General features: G+C 65.2%; 18 protein-coding genes. 12 read left to right on the forward strand and 6 right to left on the reverse strand.

All coding sequences use genetic code 11. The features are described from left to right. Both HUU94_RS04640 and HUU94_RS04645 read left to right on the forward strand, forming a co-directional pair. Nucleotides 1–748: SDR family NAD(P)-dependent oxidoreductase (locus HUU94_RS04640; RefSeq protein WP_217429566.1), on the forward strand; the 748-nt coding region annotated here is incomplete at its 5' end. Beyond that, complete coding sequence (locus tag HUU94_RS04645) at nucleotides 748–1,947, forward strand: cytochrome P450 (protein WP_174273938.1); 1,200 nt, start codon at nucleotides 748–750, stop codon at nucleotides 1,945–1,947. The genes HUU94_RS04640 and HUU94_RS04645, both read left to right, overlap by 1 nt. A 19-nt stretch (nucleotides 1,948–1,966) precedes the next feature. Here HUU94_RS04645 and HUU94_RS04650 read toward each other — a convergent pair whose 3' ends face one another. Beyond that, on the reverse strand, nucleotides 1,967–3,064 hold the full coding sequence (locus tag HUU94_RS04650) for an epoxide hydrolase family protein (protein WP_254601954.1): 1,098 nt from the start codon (nucleotides 3,062–3,064) through the stop codon (nucleotides 1,967–1,969). Nucleotides 3,065–3,244: 180 nt separating this feature from the next. Here HUU94_RS04650 and HUU94_RS04655 point away from each other — a divergent pair, with 180 nt between their 5' ends. From HUU94_RS04655 to HUU94_RS04685, 7 genes are all read left to right on the forward strand, one after another. Continuing rightward, nucleotides 3,245–4,246 (forward strand): MDR family NADP-dependent oxidoreductase, encoded by a 1,002-nt coding sequence (locus HUU94_RS04655; protein ID WP_174273940.1) that lies wholly within the window; start codon nucleotides 3,245–3,247, stop codon nucleotides 4,244–4,246. After that, on the forward strand, nucleotides 4,243–4,764 hold the full coding sequence (locus tag HUU94_RS04660; protein ID WP_174273941.1) for an SRPBCC family protein: 522 nt from the start codon (nucleotides 4,243–4,245) through the stop codon (nucleotides 4,762–4,764). The genes HUU94_RS04655 and HUU94_RS04660 overlap by 4 nt, the downstream gene beginning before the upstream one ends. A 120-nt stretch (nucleotides 4,765–4,884) precedes the next feature. Next, complete coding sequence (locus HUU94_RS04665; protein WP_174273942.1) at nucleotides 4,885–5,064, forward strand: hypothetical protein; 180 nt, start codon at nucleotides 4,885–4,887, stop codon at nucleotides 5,062–5,064. Next, nucleotides 5,061–5,924 (forward strand): helix-turn-helix domain-containing protein, encoded by an 864-nt coding sequence (locus HUU94_RS04670; RefSeq protein ID WP_174273943.1) that lies wholly within the window; start codon nucleotides 5,061–5,063, stop codon nucleotides 5,922–5,924. Before HUU94_RS04665 ends, HUU94_RS04670 begins: the two co-directional genes overlap by 4 nt. Before the next feature lie 31 nt (nucleotides 5,925–5,955). Beyond that, complete coding sequence (locus HUU94_RS04675) at nucleotides 5,956–6,717, forward strand: SDR family NAD(P)-dependent oxidoreductase (protein ID WP_174273944.1); 762 nt, start codon at nucleotides 5,956–5,958, stop codon at nucleotides 6,715–6,717. A 7-nt stretch (nucleotides 6,718–6,724) separates the two neighbouring features. Next, nucleotides 6,725–6,910: a hypothetical protein gene (locus HUU94_RS04680; protein ID WP_174273936.1), complete on the forward strand. Its 186-nt coding sequence runs from the start codon at nucleotides 6,725–6,727 to the stop codon at nucleotides 6,908–6,910. A 351-nt stretch (nucleotides 6,911–7,261) separates the two neighbouring features. Next, a complete protein-coding gene (locus HUU94_RS04685; protein WP_174273945.1) occupies nucleotides 7,262–7,432 on the forward strand; it encodes a hypothetical protein in 171 nt (56 codons plus the stop codon). Here HUU94_RS04685 and HUU94_RS04690 read toward each other — a convergent pair. Next, complete coding sequence (locus HUU94_RS04690) at nucleotides 7,422–8,684, reverse strand: MFS transporter (RefSeq protein ID WP_174273946.1); 1,263 nt, start codon at nucleotides 8,682–8,684, stop codon at nucleotides 7,422–7,424. The two genes, HUU94_RS04685 and HUU94_RS04690, sit on opposite strands and share 11 nt — an antisense overlap. A 184-nt stretch (nucleotides 8,685–8,868) precedes the next feature. Between HUU94_RS04690 and HUU94_RS04695 the strand changes: the two genes are divergently transcribed. Further along, the gene (locus HUU94_RS04695; protein WP_174273947.1) at nucleotides 8,869–9,837 is read left to right on the forward strand and encodes a LysR family transcriptional regulator; all 969 of its coding nucleotides are present in this window, start codon (nucleotides 8,869–8,871) and stop codon (nucleotides 9,835–9,837) included. On the opposite strand, the gene HUU94_RS04700 is transcribed toward HUU94_RS04695, so the two are convergent. From HUU94_RS04700 to HUU94_RS04715, 4 genes are all read right to left on the reverse strand, one after another. After that, nucleotides 9,786–11,063, reverse strand: a complete 1,278-nt coding sequence (locus HUU94_RS04700; RefSeq protein WP_174273948.1) for an MFS transporter — start codon at nucleotides 11,061–11,063, stop codon at nucleotides 9,786–9,788. The two genes, HUU94_RS04695 and HUU94_RS04700, sit on opposite strands and share 52 nt — an antisense overlap. A gap of 100 nt (nucleotides 11,064–11,163) precedes the next feature. Next, entirely contained in the window at nucleotides 11,164–12,099 is a 936-nt protein-coding gene (locus HUU94_RS04705; RefSeq protein ID WP_174273949.1) for a TauD/TfdA dioxygenase family protein, read from the reverse strand. Nucleotides 12,100–12,149: 50 nt separating this feature from the next. Next, nucleotides 12,150–13,880 (reverse strand): N-acyl-D-amino-acid deacylase family protein, encoded by a 1,731-nt coding sequence (locus HUU94_RS04710; protein WP_174273950.1) that lies wholly within the window; start codon nucleotides 13,878–13,880, stop codon nucleotides 12,150–12,152. Beyond that, a complete protein-coding gene (locus HUU94_RS04715) occupies nucleotides 13,877–14,269 on the reverse strand; it encodes a VOC family protein (protein ID WP_174273951.1) in 393 nt (130 codons plus the stop codon). Before HUU94_RS04715 ends, HUU94_RS04710 begins: the two co-directional genes overlap by 4 nt. Before the next feature lie 95 nt (nucleotides 14,270–14,364). Here HUU94_RS04715 and HUU94_RS04720 point away from each other — a divergent pair, with 95 nt between their 5' ends. Together HUU94_RS04720 and HUU94_RS04725 are read left to right on the forward strand one after the other, a co-directional pair. Further along, nucleotides 14,365–15,312, forward strand: a complete 948-nt coding sequence (locus HUU94_RS04720; RefSeq protein ID WP_174273952.1) for a 3-keto-5-aminohexanoate cleavage protein — start codon at nucleotides 14,365–14,367, stop codon at nucleotides 15,310–15,312. 135 nt (nucleotides 15,313–15,447) lie between these two features. Next, on the forward strand, nucleotides 15,448–16,166 hold a 719-nt coding region (locus HUU94_RS04725), incomplete at its 3' end, for an amidohydrolase family protein (RefSeq protein WP_174273953.1).

Below are 16,166 nucleotides of genomic sequence, written 5' to 3' on the forward strand. Positions count from 1 at the left end.
GTGCGCGCCGGCCATGCCGAAGCGGCTAGACGGGCGCCGCGCGCTCGTCACCGGGGCGGGAAACGGGATCGGCGCCGAGATCGCGCGCCGGTTCGCGGCGGAAGGCGCCGCCTGCGCCCTGCTCGACATCGATGCGAGCCGGACGGCAGCCATCGCCGCCGAAACCGGCGGCCATGCGATCGGCTGCGACGTGGCCGATCCGGCGAACATCGGAGAGGCGGTGGATGCCGCGATCGCGAAGCTGGGGGGGCTCGACATCGTCGTGAACTGCGCCGGCATCCTGGTACGCCAGCCGTTCGAGACGATCGATCTCGCGATGTGGCAGCGGCTGTTCGAGATCAACCTGCGCGGTCCCGCGTTGATCATCAATGCCGCGCTGACCGCGTTGCGCGCGGCGCGCGATGCCGCGATCGTCAACATCGCCTCGCTGAGCGCGATCAAGCCATCGCCGGGGACCGCCGCTTATGCCGCAACCAAGAGCGGCCTGCTGATGCTGAGCAAATGCCTGGCGCAGGAACTGGCCCCGATCCGCGTCAACGCGATCTGCCCGGGCATCATCGAAACCGCGATGACGGCGAGCTTCATGGCCGAGCCGGAAACCCGCGCCCGGATCGAGGAGGCCAATGCGCTGCACCTCACCGGCCGGCCGAGCGACATCGCCGATGCCGCGGTCTTCCTGGCCAGCGACGAATCGCGGTTCATTACCGGCACCCAGATGGTAATCGATGGAGGGAGCAGCTTCGCCTGATGATTGATACACTCACCCCGCTAGAACTCGATCCTTATGGCAAGGAGTTCGTCACCGATCCCTACCCGCTCTATCGCCGGTTGCGCGACGAGGCGCCCGTCTACCGCAGCGCCACGATGCCCTTCTGGGCACTGACCCGGTACGACGATGTCTATGCCTCGCTCCGCGACGATCAGGCGTTCATCAGCGGGCAGGGCGTCACGATCGAAGGCACCGAAAAGGGGATGCCTTATCTGATCATCAAGGATGCGCCCCAGCATAGCTGGCACAAAGGTCTGGCGGTCAAGATATTCACGCGCGGCCGGATGGCGAGGCTCGAAGAGTTCATCCGCGTCCGGGCGATCGAACTGATCGAGGAGCTCGGTCAGCGGGAAAGCTACGACTGGGCGGAAGATTTCGCCGCCAAGCTGCCGATGGACGTCATCGCCGAGCTGACCGACATTCCGGAAGAATATCGCGACGAGATCCACCGCTGGACCGATATCTTCACGCTGCGCGGCGACGATGCCGATCCCGAACTCATCAAGGAATCGCACCGCCGCCGGCTGGAGATCTTCCGCGAGCTGATAAAGGATCGCAAGCGCAGCCCGAAGGATGACGTCATCACTTTGCTGATGACCTCCGAGACACCCGATGCGGACGGCAATCCCTATCGGATGACCGAGGAGGATATCGTCTATCATTATTCGGAGCTGGGCAACGCCGGGCACGAGACGGTCGCGCGGGCGCTGCCCAACTGTCTGCTCGCGCTGCACGCCTTTCCCGATCAGCGCGCGCGGCTCGCGGCGGACCTGGGCTTGGCGGAAAGCGCCGCCGACGAATTGCTGCGCTACGATAATCCGGCGCAATATCTCGGCCGCACCACCAGCCGCGATCTGACCCTGCACGACGTGACGATTCCCGCCGGCGAGCGCGTGCTGATGTTCATCGCGTCAGCGGTCAACGACGAGCGTCGGTTCGAACATCCGCGCACGCTGGATATCACCCGCCCGATCGATCCGCGATCGATCCATTTCGGAGCGGGCATCCACAAATGCCTCGGCATCCATCTCGCCCGGACCGAAATCCGAGTGGTGCTCGAGGAATTGTTCGCGCGCTTTCCCGATTATACGGTCGAGCCGGCAAGCGTGACGCGCGCCGCGACATCGAACCTGCGCGGCGTCCGCAGTCTGACGATCCGCCCGGGCCGGCACGCCTGACGCGATCGCCTGCGAGATGTCAGCGCCACTCGTTGAAGAAGCTCCCCACTTCGTCGGCGAATGGCGCGGGCTGCTCCCAGGCGGCGAAATGTCCACCCTTCGCCATCTTCGTCCAGCGCACCAGATTGAGGTCGACGGCCATCGCGTCGCGCGGCGGGGGCGGCATGAATTCCGCCGGATATTCGGCAAAGCCCGTCGGCACCTCGATCCGCCGGTCGAACGGCGGGTCCCCCGCCATGCCGCGATACATCCAGATCCCGGCCTGCACGTTGCCGCCGACCAGATAGGTCATCACGTTGGTGATCAGCGCATCCTTCGAGAAGATGCTTTCGACGTCGCCGTCGCAGTCCGACCAGCTTCGGCATTTCTCGATCACCCAGCCGGCAAAGCCGATCGGGCTATCGGCGAGCGCCAGTCCGATCGTCTGCGGTTTGGTGCGATGCTCGGCGGCGTAGGCGCCCTCCCGCGCCATCAGTTCGGCGACGCGCGCGTAATAAGCGGTAAGCTCGGGCGTGACCGGCGCGCGCCCCGACGCGGACATCATGTTGAGGTGGATCGCGCCGACGACATCGCAATGATCGCGTGCCAGCGCGCGTGTCACCATCGATCCCCAGTCGCCGCCCTGCGCGCCGAAGCGGCGATAGCCGAGCACATCGATCATCAACGTCCGCCACATCGCCGCGGTGCGCGTCGGCCCGATCGGCCGCGATGGCCGGCCCGAAAAGCCATAGCCGGGCAGCGACGGTACGATGACGTCATAGCCTTGCGTGACGAGCAACGGGATGACCGCGAGAAACTCCAGCACCGAACCCGGCCATCCGTGCGTCAGCAGCAGCGGATAGCCGTCCCCGCCCACGGCGCGCGCATGGATGAAATGGATCGCGACGCCATCGATCTCGGCCTCGAACGAGGGCCATTCGTTGAACCGCGCCTCGGCGGAACGCCAGTCGTAACGATCGCGCCAATGATCGCGCAGCCCCGCGAGCCAGCGCGCGTCCACGCCATATTGCCAGGCGCCGGCATCGTCATCGGGAGCATAGCCGATCACCGCATCGGCAACGCGGACATGGATGCGATCCAGCGTGGCTTGGGGTATGGCGATAGGCGCGGGCGTCATGGCACGCATAGTCCCGGCATGGCGCCGAACCGTATCGACTCCGAACGACAAAACCGCTTCGGCGAGCGACAGCGCTCGGGCGTCATTTGTCCCGCGATGTTGAATATGTGTCGGACCGGATCAAGACCCGTACGGACCGGCTGCGTAGCGCATCGCCTTATGGTCGTGGTCCTCTAGGCGATGGCGCGCATCTGGCATCTGCGCGCGCAGCCGGGAAACCGGCTCGATCCGGCGATCTTTTCGCTCGACGACGTGCCCGATCGTGCGCTCGCGCCCGGCGAGGTCCGCGTCGCCAATAGCTGGCTGTCGGTCGATCCGTTCATGCGCGGGATGCTCGACGAGGTCGGCGGCTATATGCCGGCGCTGCCGCTCGGCAGCCCGATGCACGGCGGCGCGGTCGGCGAGGTGATCGAGAGCCGCGCCGACGATTGGCCGGTGGGACGCAGACTGTTCCACAATCTCGGCTGGCGCGACATATCGATCGTCCCCGAGCAGCGGTGCGAGGCGATCCCCGCGACGGCGGCGCCGATCCAGCGCTACCTCGGCCATCTCGGCATGCCGGGGCAGACGGCGTATTTCGGCCTGCTCGATGCGGCGAGCGCGGTTCCGGGCGATGTGCTGTTCGTTTCGGCGGCGGCGGGTGCGGTCGGCTCGGCGGTGGTGCAGATCGCGCGGATCAAGGGCATGACGGTAATCGCCTCGGCCGCCGGCGAGGATAAATGCGCCGCGCTGCGGAGCTGGGGGGCAGACGCCACGATCGATCGCACCGCGCCGGGAACGATGCGCGAAAAATTGCGCGGCGCGCTTGATGCGGTCGGCGCGGAGGGCATCACCGCCTACTTCGACAATGTCGGCGGCGATCATCTGAACGCGGCGATCGAGTGCGCGATGCCGTTCGCGCGGATCGCGCTGTGCGGCATGCTCGGCGGCTATGGGCTGGGAGATCGGCTGGAGCTCGATCAGCCGATGCGGCTGGTGATAAAGCGTCTCCGCCTCCGCGGGTTCGCGGCACCCGATTATGACGATCGCTGGGCCGAGTTTCATGACGACATGCTGCGCTGGACACTATCGGGCGAGCTGCACAGCGCCGAGACCGTGCATGATGGGATCGAGTCCGTCGCGCGCGCCTTCTGCGGGCTGTTCGCGGGCGCCAATCTCGGCAAGATGCTGGTGAGAACATGATAAGCCATGACAGCGACTGGATCGTCGACGCCCCCCGCGAGGAGGTTTGGTCGGCGTTGCATCCGCAGAAGGATTTCGACCGGAAGCAGACCACGATCGACAATCCGCGGCACATTGCCTTCGATAATGTTCGCATCGAAGTGCTGCATGAAGGCGATGAAAACGGCGAGGGGCTGGTGCGGCGCACTTGGTTCGCGGTGCCCTGGTATGTCGGCGGCAAGGCGCGAAGCTGGGAAATCGTGTCCGAAGTCCGCGCGCCGGAATATCAGCGCTACGATGCCGTGATGACTCCGCCGCACTGCTACGCGATCGGCTGGTATCGGCTAGAGGCGCTCGACGGCGATCGCACCCGGGTCCATTTTCACGAGGAATTCCGGATCGAGAAAGGCTGGCTTCGGTGGCTCGAGCGGCCGATCCACCGCTTCCTGTCGGCCGACAATGACAAGAATTTGAAGGGGATCATCGAACAGGCGGTGGCTGCACGGCGCGCGAATTCGCGTGCCTCCGTCGCTGCTTGAGCGCATCGCGGTTCACCCATTCCGGCAACGTATCCGAATGCGTTGGAGAGAAATCCGCAGGGCATCCTAGATACCGTTCCTGCTTTTGCGCACAATGGTTCGGGCAAAAAGCCAATTCCCATGGCAAAATTGCACGGGAATGAATGCGGCGAGATGGGGCCTGACAAAATCATCTCGAAATTGGATAAACTTGGAAATTCACCGCGCCGTTGCGCTCCGGTCGGGATGAAAGTGATGCGGCTGGACCTGTCCAAAAGCCTGCCGTTCCCGCTCGGGCCTGATCGAGCCGACGCACGATGAGCGCAGCCCTGATCGACGAAGTCAAAGCGACGCTCGACCGGCACATGGACCTGCCCGGCATGCAGGTCGAAATCCGAACCTATACGTGGGAGACCGGGGAGGGGGTCGTATCCGAAAGCGACTATTTTTGTTTCAGCCAGACGTTGAAGACCCGCGATCGCACCGATCCCATCCACTGGAAGCTGCCGGGTTCGCGCCGGTTCACCACATTCGGCTGGCTCGGCGTAGCGACCCCCGGCACACCGATCGAGGTGAGGCGAACCCCCGATGTCGTGAAGACCTTCGTGCTGCGGGTCGAGCCGGATACCTTCCATCGCATCACCCGGCTGGAGGACGGCTGGTATAACGAGCGGCTGATGTATCGCGCCAACAAGGAGGGCGTCGTACCGATCAGGCTGCTCAACGAGATCGCGACCGAACTCACGTCGCCGGGCCACGAAAGCGAATCGCTGATCAGTGCGCTGTGCATAGCCTTTCTGGTGCGCTTCGCCCGCATGGTTCGCGCCGGCCTCGACGAGGCTTCGGGGCGCGGCCTCGGCGAATGGCAGATGAACCGGATACGCAACATGATTTCCACGCAGCCGGCCAATCGGCTCTCGATCGATCGGCTCGCGGAATCCTGCGGCATATCCGGTCGGCATCTGATGCGCGGTTTCAAGGCGGTGATGGGCACGACCGTCCACGGTTATATCGATCATGTCCGCATGGAACGGACCAAGCATCTTCTGAGCGCGACCAAGATGCCGCTGGAGACGATCGCGACGCAGGTGGGCTTTGCCAGCGCCAGCCATATGTCGAGCACATTTTCGCGGGCGCAGGGCATGGCGCCGTCGGTTTTCCGCCAGCGCTTCCAGCGCTGATCGGCGTCCGCCCGATTTCGTAGGAGAATCAATGGCGATCGATCGCTTGCAGACTCTGTTCGTGACGGGCGGCGGTGGCGGAATCGGGCTCGCGGTGGCGCGTCACGGCGCGGCCGCGGGGATGAACGTCGTCCTCGCCGATATCAATGGCGATCGGCTCGATCAGGCGATCGCCGGCTTCGATACGCCGGTGCACGCCATCGTGATGGATGTCGCGAGCATCGCCGATTGGTCCAGGGCGCGCGCGGAGGCGGAAGCGGTATTCGGCGGCGTCGATCTGCTGGTGAACGGCGCCGCCCTGCCGCCATCGCTCACGCCGATCCTCGATATGGACGTCGACGCGTTCGATCGCGTGATCAGGGCCAACCTTTGCAGCCTATTCTACGGCACCCGCACGTTCGGCCCGACAATGCGCGACCGCGGCTACGGCCATATCGTCAACATCGCTTCCGAAGCCGGGCTGGTGCCGCTGGCGCTGCTGGGCGACTATGGCGCGGCGAAATATGGCGTGGTCGGCTTTACCGAGATCCTGCGACTGGAGTTGGCGGATACCGGCGTCGGCGCGACGGTGGTGACCCCCGGATTGACCGAAACCAACATGACGATCGGCATGGGCATGGATCCCTCGCATGTCGGCCGGGCGATCATCGATGGCGTGCGGCGGAACGCTGCCTACGTTATCACCCACCCCGATGTGCGCGCCGCGATCGGCAGGCGCTTCGACGCTATCGTCGCGGCGATCGGAGCGCCCGCGCAACCGGGCTGGGTAAGCCCAAAGACGCAGTGGGAATGAAGACGCCGTGGCACGCTGCCGCGATCGGCGGTTGCAGGAGAGGATGATGGTGCATTTCGATCCATACGGCCGCGAGCATACGGAGGATTCCTACCCCGTCTATGCCCGGTTGCGCGCGGAGGCACCGGTATATCACAATGCCGAGCGCCAGTTCGCAATTACGATGTGCTCGCCGCATTCCGCTATCCGGTGAACTTCATCAGCAGCATGACGACGCCGTTGCCGATATCGACGATGCGCCGGTGACGCTGATGTTCCTGTGGTCGGTTCCCGGCGTCAGGGCATGGTGGGCGATGCGCCTGCGGGATACGCCTCCAAGCAAGCCTGGTGGACCCTTGCCGCAACGTGGACGGTCAGCCGCCGCCGCACGGTCTTGGCCGATAGGATGATCGAGACCTTGGTCCTTCTTCGACCTTCGCGCGGGCCGACCCTTCGGCCGATGCCGCCGTCGATGCCGCGCTGCGTTCGATGATCGCCTTGCCGGGCGTGCAGACGGGCTGGGTGGTCGTCCGCCCGATCAATAGATAAACGCGGGCGACTTCAGATGTGGGAGCAGGAATTCGACACGGCCGATGCGCTGCGCGGGCCCTATCTTTTCGACCCGATCCACTGGGGGCATTTCGATGCCTGGTTCGATGTGGAGTGCCCCGAATGGATCGTCGATCCGCACCTGATCCATTGCGTGGCCGCGAGCGGCGGCGCGATCAGTTTGTAGCGATCGGGATGCCCTCGTCGAAATCGGGATAGGGCCCGAGCGTGGCGAGCACGCCGGCGCACACGAGCATCGCCGGGATGCCCGCGAGCAGGAAATTCCCATAGCTTCCCGACATATCGAACGTCGCGCCCGCCGCGATCGGACCGAGCGCCGTCCCCAGGCTGAGCGCGGAGATCATCGTACCGAAAAGCGCGCCGTAACTGCGCAACCCCATGTATCGGCTGGCGAGATAGGCGATCACATCGAGCTCGGCGCCGACCGAAAGGCCGATGATGAGCGCGGCGGCGGCCTCCACCGGGAAGCTCCGCCCTCCGGCCACCAGCAGGAAGAAGCCCAGCGTAGGCAGGATGAACGCCAGCGGCGCGACGCGATCACCGCGGAAGCGATCGAGCAGCATGCCTGTCGACAGACGTCCGACGATCGAAGCGATGCCGACGAAGCCGGCGATCGCCGCAGCGGAAACCGGATCGCGGCCGCGATCGATCAGGATCGGCACGAAATGCACGATCGTTCCGATCAATGCGACGGAATAGATCGCCCCGGCAAAGGCCAGCTTGTAGAAGGCGGGCGATCGCAATCCCTGGGAGAGGGTCAATCCCGTGCGTATCGGTTGCGCGCCTTCAACGATGTTGGCTTTGCGTCTGCCTTGGTGATCCTGCGCACCACGGAAGAACAGCAGCAGCAGCGGCAGGAACGCCACCAGCCACACTCCGCCGACGCCTCCGAAACCGGCGCGCCAGCCATAACGGTAGATGAGCAACGCCGCGACCACGGGCATCAGCGCCGCCGCGATCCCGTTGCCGCACATCGTGATCGCGATCGCCAGCCCGCGTGAGGCGATGAACCGGCTCGATACGGCGCTCGCCCAGATCGAGGTCTGAACCGTCACCCCCCCGATGCCGACCAGCAGCCAGTGTCCGTACCAGTTTCCGATACCGCCGGTCGCCAGCCCGAGCAGCCCGAACGCGGTGCAGATCAACGCGACCCCGACGAGTCCCACCCGGCGCGGGCCCAATCGGTCCACCAGCAGGCCGATCAGCACCGCGAAGATCGCGGCGGTGCCGTTCGAGATCAGGATGCCGGCGGAAATCTGCGCGCGCGACCAGCCGAAGGCGTTCGTCAGCGGCGTCATGAACGGACCGATCGAATAATAAGGGATGACCGAAGCCGCGGTGCCCAACGCCGCTACCAGCGGCAGAGGCCAGTGGCCCCGCCACTCCCGCCCCGCCTGCGTCGTGCCGAAGCGTCCCATGCTGCCTCTCCGCTCAAGGAGGGACGCTATGGGCGCGCCACGCGCCGGTCTTGATCGCGGGCGACTTTCGGCGCACCCGGCCCGACAGCCACGGTCCGGCGAATGACAAGCGCCATGCGTCTGGATAGGCTTGGCCGGTGATAACGGACAATAACCTTTGGCATCCCGCGCAAAGAGCGGCGGCATGAGCGAGCTGGATTGGGATCATCTCCGCATCTTCATCCATGTCGCGCGGACCGGGCGGCTGAGCGTCGCGGCGGAACGCCTCAAGCTCAATCACAGTACCGTCGCGCGCCGGATGAGCGTGTTGGAGGAATCGATCGGAACACGTCTGTTCGACCGATCACCGCAAGGCGTCACCCTCACCAACGAGGGCACCGAACTGCTCGTCTATGCCGAGCGGATCGAGCATGAAGCGCATTCGATGCTGGCGCATGTCGCCGGGCAGGAAACCTTGCTTTCCGGCGTGGTGCGGATCGCGGTTCCGGAGGCATTCGGCTGCTTCCTGGTGGCCCCGGCGCTCGATCAGTTCCAGGCGGAGCATCCGGAGATCACGATCGAACTGATTCCCGAATCCCGCCATGTCAGCCTGTCGCGCAGGGACGCCGACCTGATCGTCTCCACCGTCAGGCCGCGCCGGGGCCGGATGTTCATCAACAAGCTCGCCGAGTTCAAAATGGGGCTTTATGCAAGCCCGGCCTATCTCGAACGTCGCGGGACGCCCGTCAACGCCGGGGCGCTCGCCACGCACGATTTCGTCGGTTTCATCGAGGATCTTCTCGATACCGATGATTATGCGCCGCTCGACCAGATCGTCGAAAACCCCCGGCTCGCGTTTCGCAGCAGCTCGATCGTCTCGCAGCAAAGCGCGATCGCGGCGGGAATCGGCCTCGGCCTGCTACACAGCTTCGCTGCCCGCTACTCGCCGGGCATCCGTCAGATCCTCGTCGACGAAGTCGGCGTCCGCCGCGCTTACTGGCTGCTGGTGCATGCCGATCTGCGCCGCATCCCCCGCATCCGCGCGGTCATCCGCTTCCTGCAACAACTGGTGGGCGCGGCGGGATCGGCGCGGATGTTGGAGAGCGCCGTGCCCGATCCCGCTCAGACCGAGGGCGGCTCGCTCGGGACATCGTCCACGGCGAACAGCGGATAATCGGGAAGCGTCCAGATCGCCAGCGCGCTGATCGCAAACGCCGGCAGCGTAGCCCAGATAAACACCTGATAGCTGCCGGTCGCGTCGCGCAGCATCGAAGCGATGATCGGGCCCAGCGATGTCGCGGCGGCGAGCACGCTGATGATGAAGCCGAACAAAGTCGCGTAATTGCGCAAGCCGAAGTGCCGCGTGGAAAGATAGGCGAGAACATCCAGTTCGGCGCCGACCGAAAGACCGAACAGGATGGCCGCCGCGATCCACCCGCCGGTTCCAAGCTCGAAGAACAGGACGAGCAACATCGGCACGATCGGCAGCATAAACGAAATACCGCCGACGCGGCGCCCGGAAAAGCGATCGAGCAGCATGCCGGTGATCAACCGGCCGACGATCGAAAAGACTCCGATCAGACCGGCGACACCCGCGGCCGTGGTCCGGCCGATCCCGTGATCGACCATCATCGGAACGAAGTGCAGCAGCACCGCGACCAGCGCGACGCTGAAGAGAAATCCCGCGACCGCCAGCCGCGCGAAGGCGCGGGATCGCAGCCCGGCGGCAACCGAAACGCCGATGCCTCTCGGGCTCCGATCCGCCGTCCGCCGATCCGGAGTTGTGCGCAGAAACAGGAAGGATAGCGGCAGGACGAGGATCAGCCAGATCACCCCGAGCCCGACATAGGCGCCGCGCCAGCCGTAGTGGCCGAGCAGATAATTGGCGATGCTGGGCACGGTCGCGCTGCACAAGCCGACGCCGCTGATGACGATCGCGAACGCCAGGCCGCGCGTGACGACGAACGGCTGGGATACGGCGCCGACCCACACGTTGGGCTTAAGGCCGATCAGGCCCAGCGAAAGGATCGACCACATCGCATACCACATCAGCAGCGAATGGCCGGTCAAGCCGACCGCCATCAGGCCGAGACAAAAGACGATCGATCCGGGCAGAACGATGCGGCGCGCACCCCATCGATCCATCATCATCCCGCAGACGGGTGCCAGCACGATGCTGATCGCGGAGGAGATCGTCTGCCCGAAGGTGATTTCGGTACGCGACCAGCCCGTATCCGCGCGGATCGGATCGAGCAGCACGCCCATCGAGTAAAGATGGACCGCGGTGATCGACATGCCGACGGTCGCGGTGACAACGAGCGGCCAGTTCTGGCGCCATTCGGCCCAGCCGTCGCCTGCTTCACCTTCCATCGGCCGATCGTCGGCCTGTGCCGCTGTCATCGGTGGCGCCATCCTATCTGCAAAGGCGCGAAATCCAGCGTTCCGCTCCCCGTTTTTCCTGCTCCTCGCGGAGATAGCGGCTGCCGACCCGGCAGGCCAGTCATGCCGCGGCTGTTTCGGCGGGCTTGACGATGCGGCCGACGCCATAATCGCCATGGATCGTCGTGCGCTGCATGTGCCTCGCCTCGTCGGCGGGAACGCCGGTGGCGCAATGGAGCATCCGCCAATTATCCCACAGGACCATGTCGTCGCCATCCCAGCGATGGAAATAAGCGTGGCGCTCATCCTGCGCATAGGAGGTGATCTCTTCGAGGATGGTGTCGGCTTGCGATTGCTCAATGCCTTCGATGCCGGTTGCGTACCACGGCGAGAAGTTGAGCATCCGGCGTCCGGTTTCGGGTTGGACGAACACCAGCGGATGCGCCACCGGAGGCAGGTTCATGCGGTGGAAGGTCGCCTCCGCGCGCACCGCCAGCCGCTCCTGCGTCATCCCCGGTGCACGGCCGTAGCGCTGATGCTCCATCCATGGATCGTAGAGATAGGTCACGTAAAGGCCGTCGATCCGCGCCTTCAATCGATCGGGCAGCGCATCATGGATCGCGATCCGATCGAGAAATCCCGTCTCGCCGCCATGCGGTGCTTTGGTCACCGCGCGCAGGATGCCGCCATGGTTGATGCGGGGCAGATACACCAGATCGAAATGCCATGGCAGATAGCCGCCCTTGCGTTCGCCGTCGGCGAAACGGAGGATGTCCCCATCTTCCGGCTTGAAAAAGATATCGGACAATTCCGGCACCGAATCCGTGCGCGATGGATCGCGCAGGGGATGCACTTCCGGCGATCCGAAGATGCGGCTGAGCGCCATCTGGGTCCCGCCTTCGCCGGGCATCCCGCGAAATACGATCACGCCCTTATCGACCCACAGATCGTAGAGCGATCGTCGCAGCGCGGGATCGGCGAGGTCGGCCGGATCGAGATCGGTGACGATCACGCCGAACGGAAGATCCTTCGCCAGCGGTTCGACGGCATATTGCATGGCAAGTCCCTGGTTTTTTCGCGAAGCGGATCGAGGCGCGGCGCGAGGTCTCACCGAGCCGCCGCCGCCCGAGCCCCGCGAACGAGGCGACCGGGAAGCGCGCCCGTCGCGATCCCGTCGCGATAGGTCACCTCGCCGGAGACGATCGTCGCACGATAGCCATCGGCCTTCTGATGCAGCCGGCGTCCGCCCGCCGGCAGATCATATTGCACGAAAGGCGCATGGAGCCGCAGCGCCGCAAAATCGATCACGTTCAGATCGGCCTTCATGCCGGGCGCCAACCGCCCCCGATCGCCGAGGCCGACCGCGTCCGCGGGATCGGCGGTCAGCATCCGGATCGCCGCCGGCAGCGGCACCCGCCTGGCCGGATCGGCATGCTGCGCCCAATAAGTCAGGAAATAGGACGTATAGGGCCCGTCGCAAACCATTCCATAATGCGCTCCGCCATCGCCCAGCCCGATGATCGTGTGGGGATGCGGCACCATATCCGCGCCGGCGCTCTCGAACCGCTCGCCCAGGCAATTGCCCGCCGGCCGATAGAGGATCTCACGCCCTTCCCGCTCCAGCAGCGTATCGTAGATCAGATCGAGTTCCCCGCGCGCCTGCGCCCGCGCCCGGCAGGCGATCGAATCCTCCATGCGCGGATTGTAATTGGGCGGGTCACCGAGCCGGAACAGCCACTCGGTCGATTTGACCATCGATAGAAAGAAAGCATGCGGATCGGTCGGTTCCTCCGCCAGCAGGCGCGCGCGGAGCGCGGGATCGCGCATCGCCTTTACCTTTTCGGCAAGCGGCAGATTGGCGATCGGCTGAAAGCTGGGCGAAAAGGCGAACGGATGCAGGCTCAGCTCCAGCCCCATCAGGATACCGGTGGGGCGCGGAATTATCTGTCCCCTGATCGCCAGCCCATCATCATTGGCGGCCTCCAGACCCCTGAGAAAATCCTTCCACTGCTCCGGTGCGAAAGTCATTTGCGCCAGCGTGAAGGAAAGCGGCCGCCCGGATCGCTTCGCCAGCCGGCGCATCAGCCCCATCTGCGCGTCCACCGTGGCATGGGCATCGCCGATCATCTGGAACACGCCGCTCCCCGCATCGGCGAGGCCGGCGGCGAGCGCCATCAGTTCCTCCTCGTTCGTCTCGATCGATGGCACGAGCTCGCCGTTGCGAAACCGGTGCCCGCTCATCCGCGTCGTCGTTACGCCGATCGCGCCCTTGCGGATCGCTTCGGAAGTCAGCGCGCGCATCGCCGCCAGCTCATCGCCGGTCGGCGCTTCGGGCTGGGCGCCGCGTTCACCCATCACATAGACGCGCAGCGGATTGTGGGGGAGCTGCGCCGCGAAATCGATATCGGTCCGCAGCGCGGCCAGCGCGTCGAGATATTCGGGGAACGTCTCCCAGTTCCACGGCACGCCCGTCGTCATGACGATGCCGGGGATGTCCTCGACGCCTTCCATCAACCTGACGACCATGTCATGATCGTCGCGTCGGACGGGCGCGAACCCCACACCGCAATTGCCCATCACCACCGTCGTGACGCCATGCGTGGATGAGGGCGCGAGCCTGCTTTCCCAGGTCACCTGTCCATCATAATGCGTGTGGACATCGACAAAACCGGGCGTGACGATGCAGCCCCCGGCATCGACCTCCTCACGCCCGCGCCCGATATCGCGGCCGATCCCGGCGATCCGCCCTGCGGTCACCGCGACATCGGCGGCAAAGGGTTCGCCACCGCTGCCATCGACCACGGTGCCGCCGCGCACGACGAGATCATAATCGCTCATGCCGCCATCAGCTCGATCAGATTGCCGTCGGGATCGTTGAAATAGATGGACGCGCCGCGTTTGCCGTCATGGCTGGTGCGGGGTGCCGGCCCCTCGATCACCGTCACGCCCTTGGCCTCGATCAGCGCCTGGGCGCCTTCGATCGTACCGTCCCAGCGGAAGCAGAGGTCCGCCGCGCCCGGGGTTGGAGTGCGTGCGACCAGATCGATGCCATTGCCCTGCTGATGGATGTTGAGCAGCGCACCGCCCACGAACACCCGGCGCACCGCCGGCCGGCCGTTCCAGGGATATTCGGCATCGATCCGCGCGCCGAGCACGTCGCCGTAGAAATTGCATATCGCGTCGAGATCGCTCGCGGTGATCGCGACATGATCGAAGCCGGAGATCATCGCCCGCGCATCCTCTTGTCTTTGCCCTTATCCGCTCTCTATCGGAGGGGCTCGATGTTCCGGCAATGCGGCCTTCTTCCGGAATAGAGCCATACGTGCGTCTTCCCGACCGCAAACGGATCGCGCCTCTGGCGCCGCACGGCGACGGCGACGAAAGTTTCGTGATGCAGCCTGTGATCATCGAAATGGTGCCGAACGGCGAGACCCGCGTCGAGCGCAACCCGGCCACCCCGCGCGCGCCGGCGGCAATCGCGCGCGAGCTGCTGGCGCTGACGGATCAGGGCGCGTCGCTGATCCACAATCACATCGATGACTTCCGCCTTACCGGCGAGGCCGCCGCCGAACGTTATGGCGAGGGCTGGGCGCCGCTGCTCGCGCGGCATCCCGATGCCATCCTGTGCCCGACGACCGCGGCGGGTTCCTCCGATGCCGCGAAGATCGCGCATTTCGCGCCCTGCGCGGAACGGGGCGCGCGGATGGCGCCGCTCGATCCCGGCAGCATGAACATGCCGATCTCCGGCGGCGGAGCGGAGTGCGCGCGAATGCTGAGTTACATCAACGATTTCACCCGCATCGCGATGGTGCTCGATACGATCAGCCGCGCCGGGCTGGCGGCCTCGATCGGAATTTATGAACCCGGCTTTCTGCGCGCGACGATCGCTTTCCAGCGCGCCGGCAAGCTTCCGCCGGGAAGCTTCGTCAAATTCTATTTCTTCGGCGGGCGCAATTATTACGACGGAACGCCGTGCATCGGCTTCGGCCTCGATCCGACGCCCGCCGCGCTCGACGCCTATCTCGATATCCTGGGCGACAGCGGCCTGCCCTGGGCCGCGGCGGTGATCGGCGGTGACGTCTTCGCCAGCGGCATGGCGAAGCTGGCCATCGCGCGGGGCGGCGGCGTCAGGGTCGGTCTCGAGGATTTCGGCGGCGATCGCACCCCCACCAACGCCACGCTGCTGGGGGAAGTGGTCGCGCTATGCCGCGAGGCGGGCCGCCCGCCCGCCAGCGCGCGAGAGGCAGCGGCGATACTGGGCCTGCGCTGAGAGTCCGGGGCTTCCGGACGAACGTCGCTAATCCGGAAGTTTGGCAGCCATTGATCCGCCTATCGCGCTGCGCGTCCCCGCAAATCACGGTACAGGATCGTCAAGCCAGCACGGCGGGGAGTGATACGCATGCAAATGAACGACATGATCCTGATCAGCGTAGACGATCATATCATCGAGCCGCCGGATCTGTTCGTCGGCCGTCTGCCGGCCAAGTACCGCAGCGAGGAGCCACGAGTCGCGCGCTTCGAGAATGGCGACGAGCGCTGGCTGATGGAGGGCAAGAAGGTCGCCTCGGTCGGCCCCTCCGCCGTCGCGGGGCGCAACAAGGAGGAGATGGGCGTCGAGCCCATGCGCTACGAGCAGATCCGCAAGGGCTGCTGGAGCCTCGACGAGCGCATCGAGGATATGAACGTGAATGGCGTGCTATCGTCGATGAACTTTTCGTCGATGCCGGGCTTCGCGGGCGAACGTTTCTTCATGGGAACCGACAAGGCGCTGATGCTGGCGCTGCTCCAGGCCTATAACGACTGGCATGTCGAGATATGGGCGGGAACCTATCCCGGCCGCATGATTCCGCTGGCGCTGATACCGCTGTGGGACGTCGATCTCGCCATCGCCGAGGTGCGGCGGATGGCGGCGCGCGGCGTCACCGTCGTCACCTTCCCGGAACAGCCGGTCGCCTACGGCCTGCCCTCGATCCACAGCGGCCATTGGGATCGCCTGTTCGGAACGATCACCGAATACGACATGACCGTCGCGATCCACATCGGCACCTCGGGCGGCACCGCGCAGCCGCCCTCGCTCGACAGCCCGGCCGACGTCGGCAACACGCTGATCAACATCCAGATCGT

Source organism: Sphingomonas bacterium (assembly GCF_903644055.1).
GTDB lineage: Bacteria > Pseudomonadota > Alphaproteobacteria > Sphingomonadales > Sphingomonadaceae > Sphingomonas_I.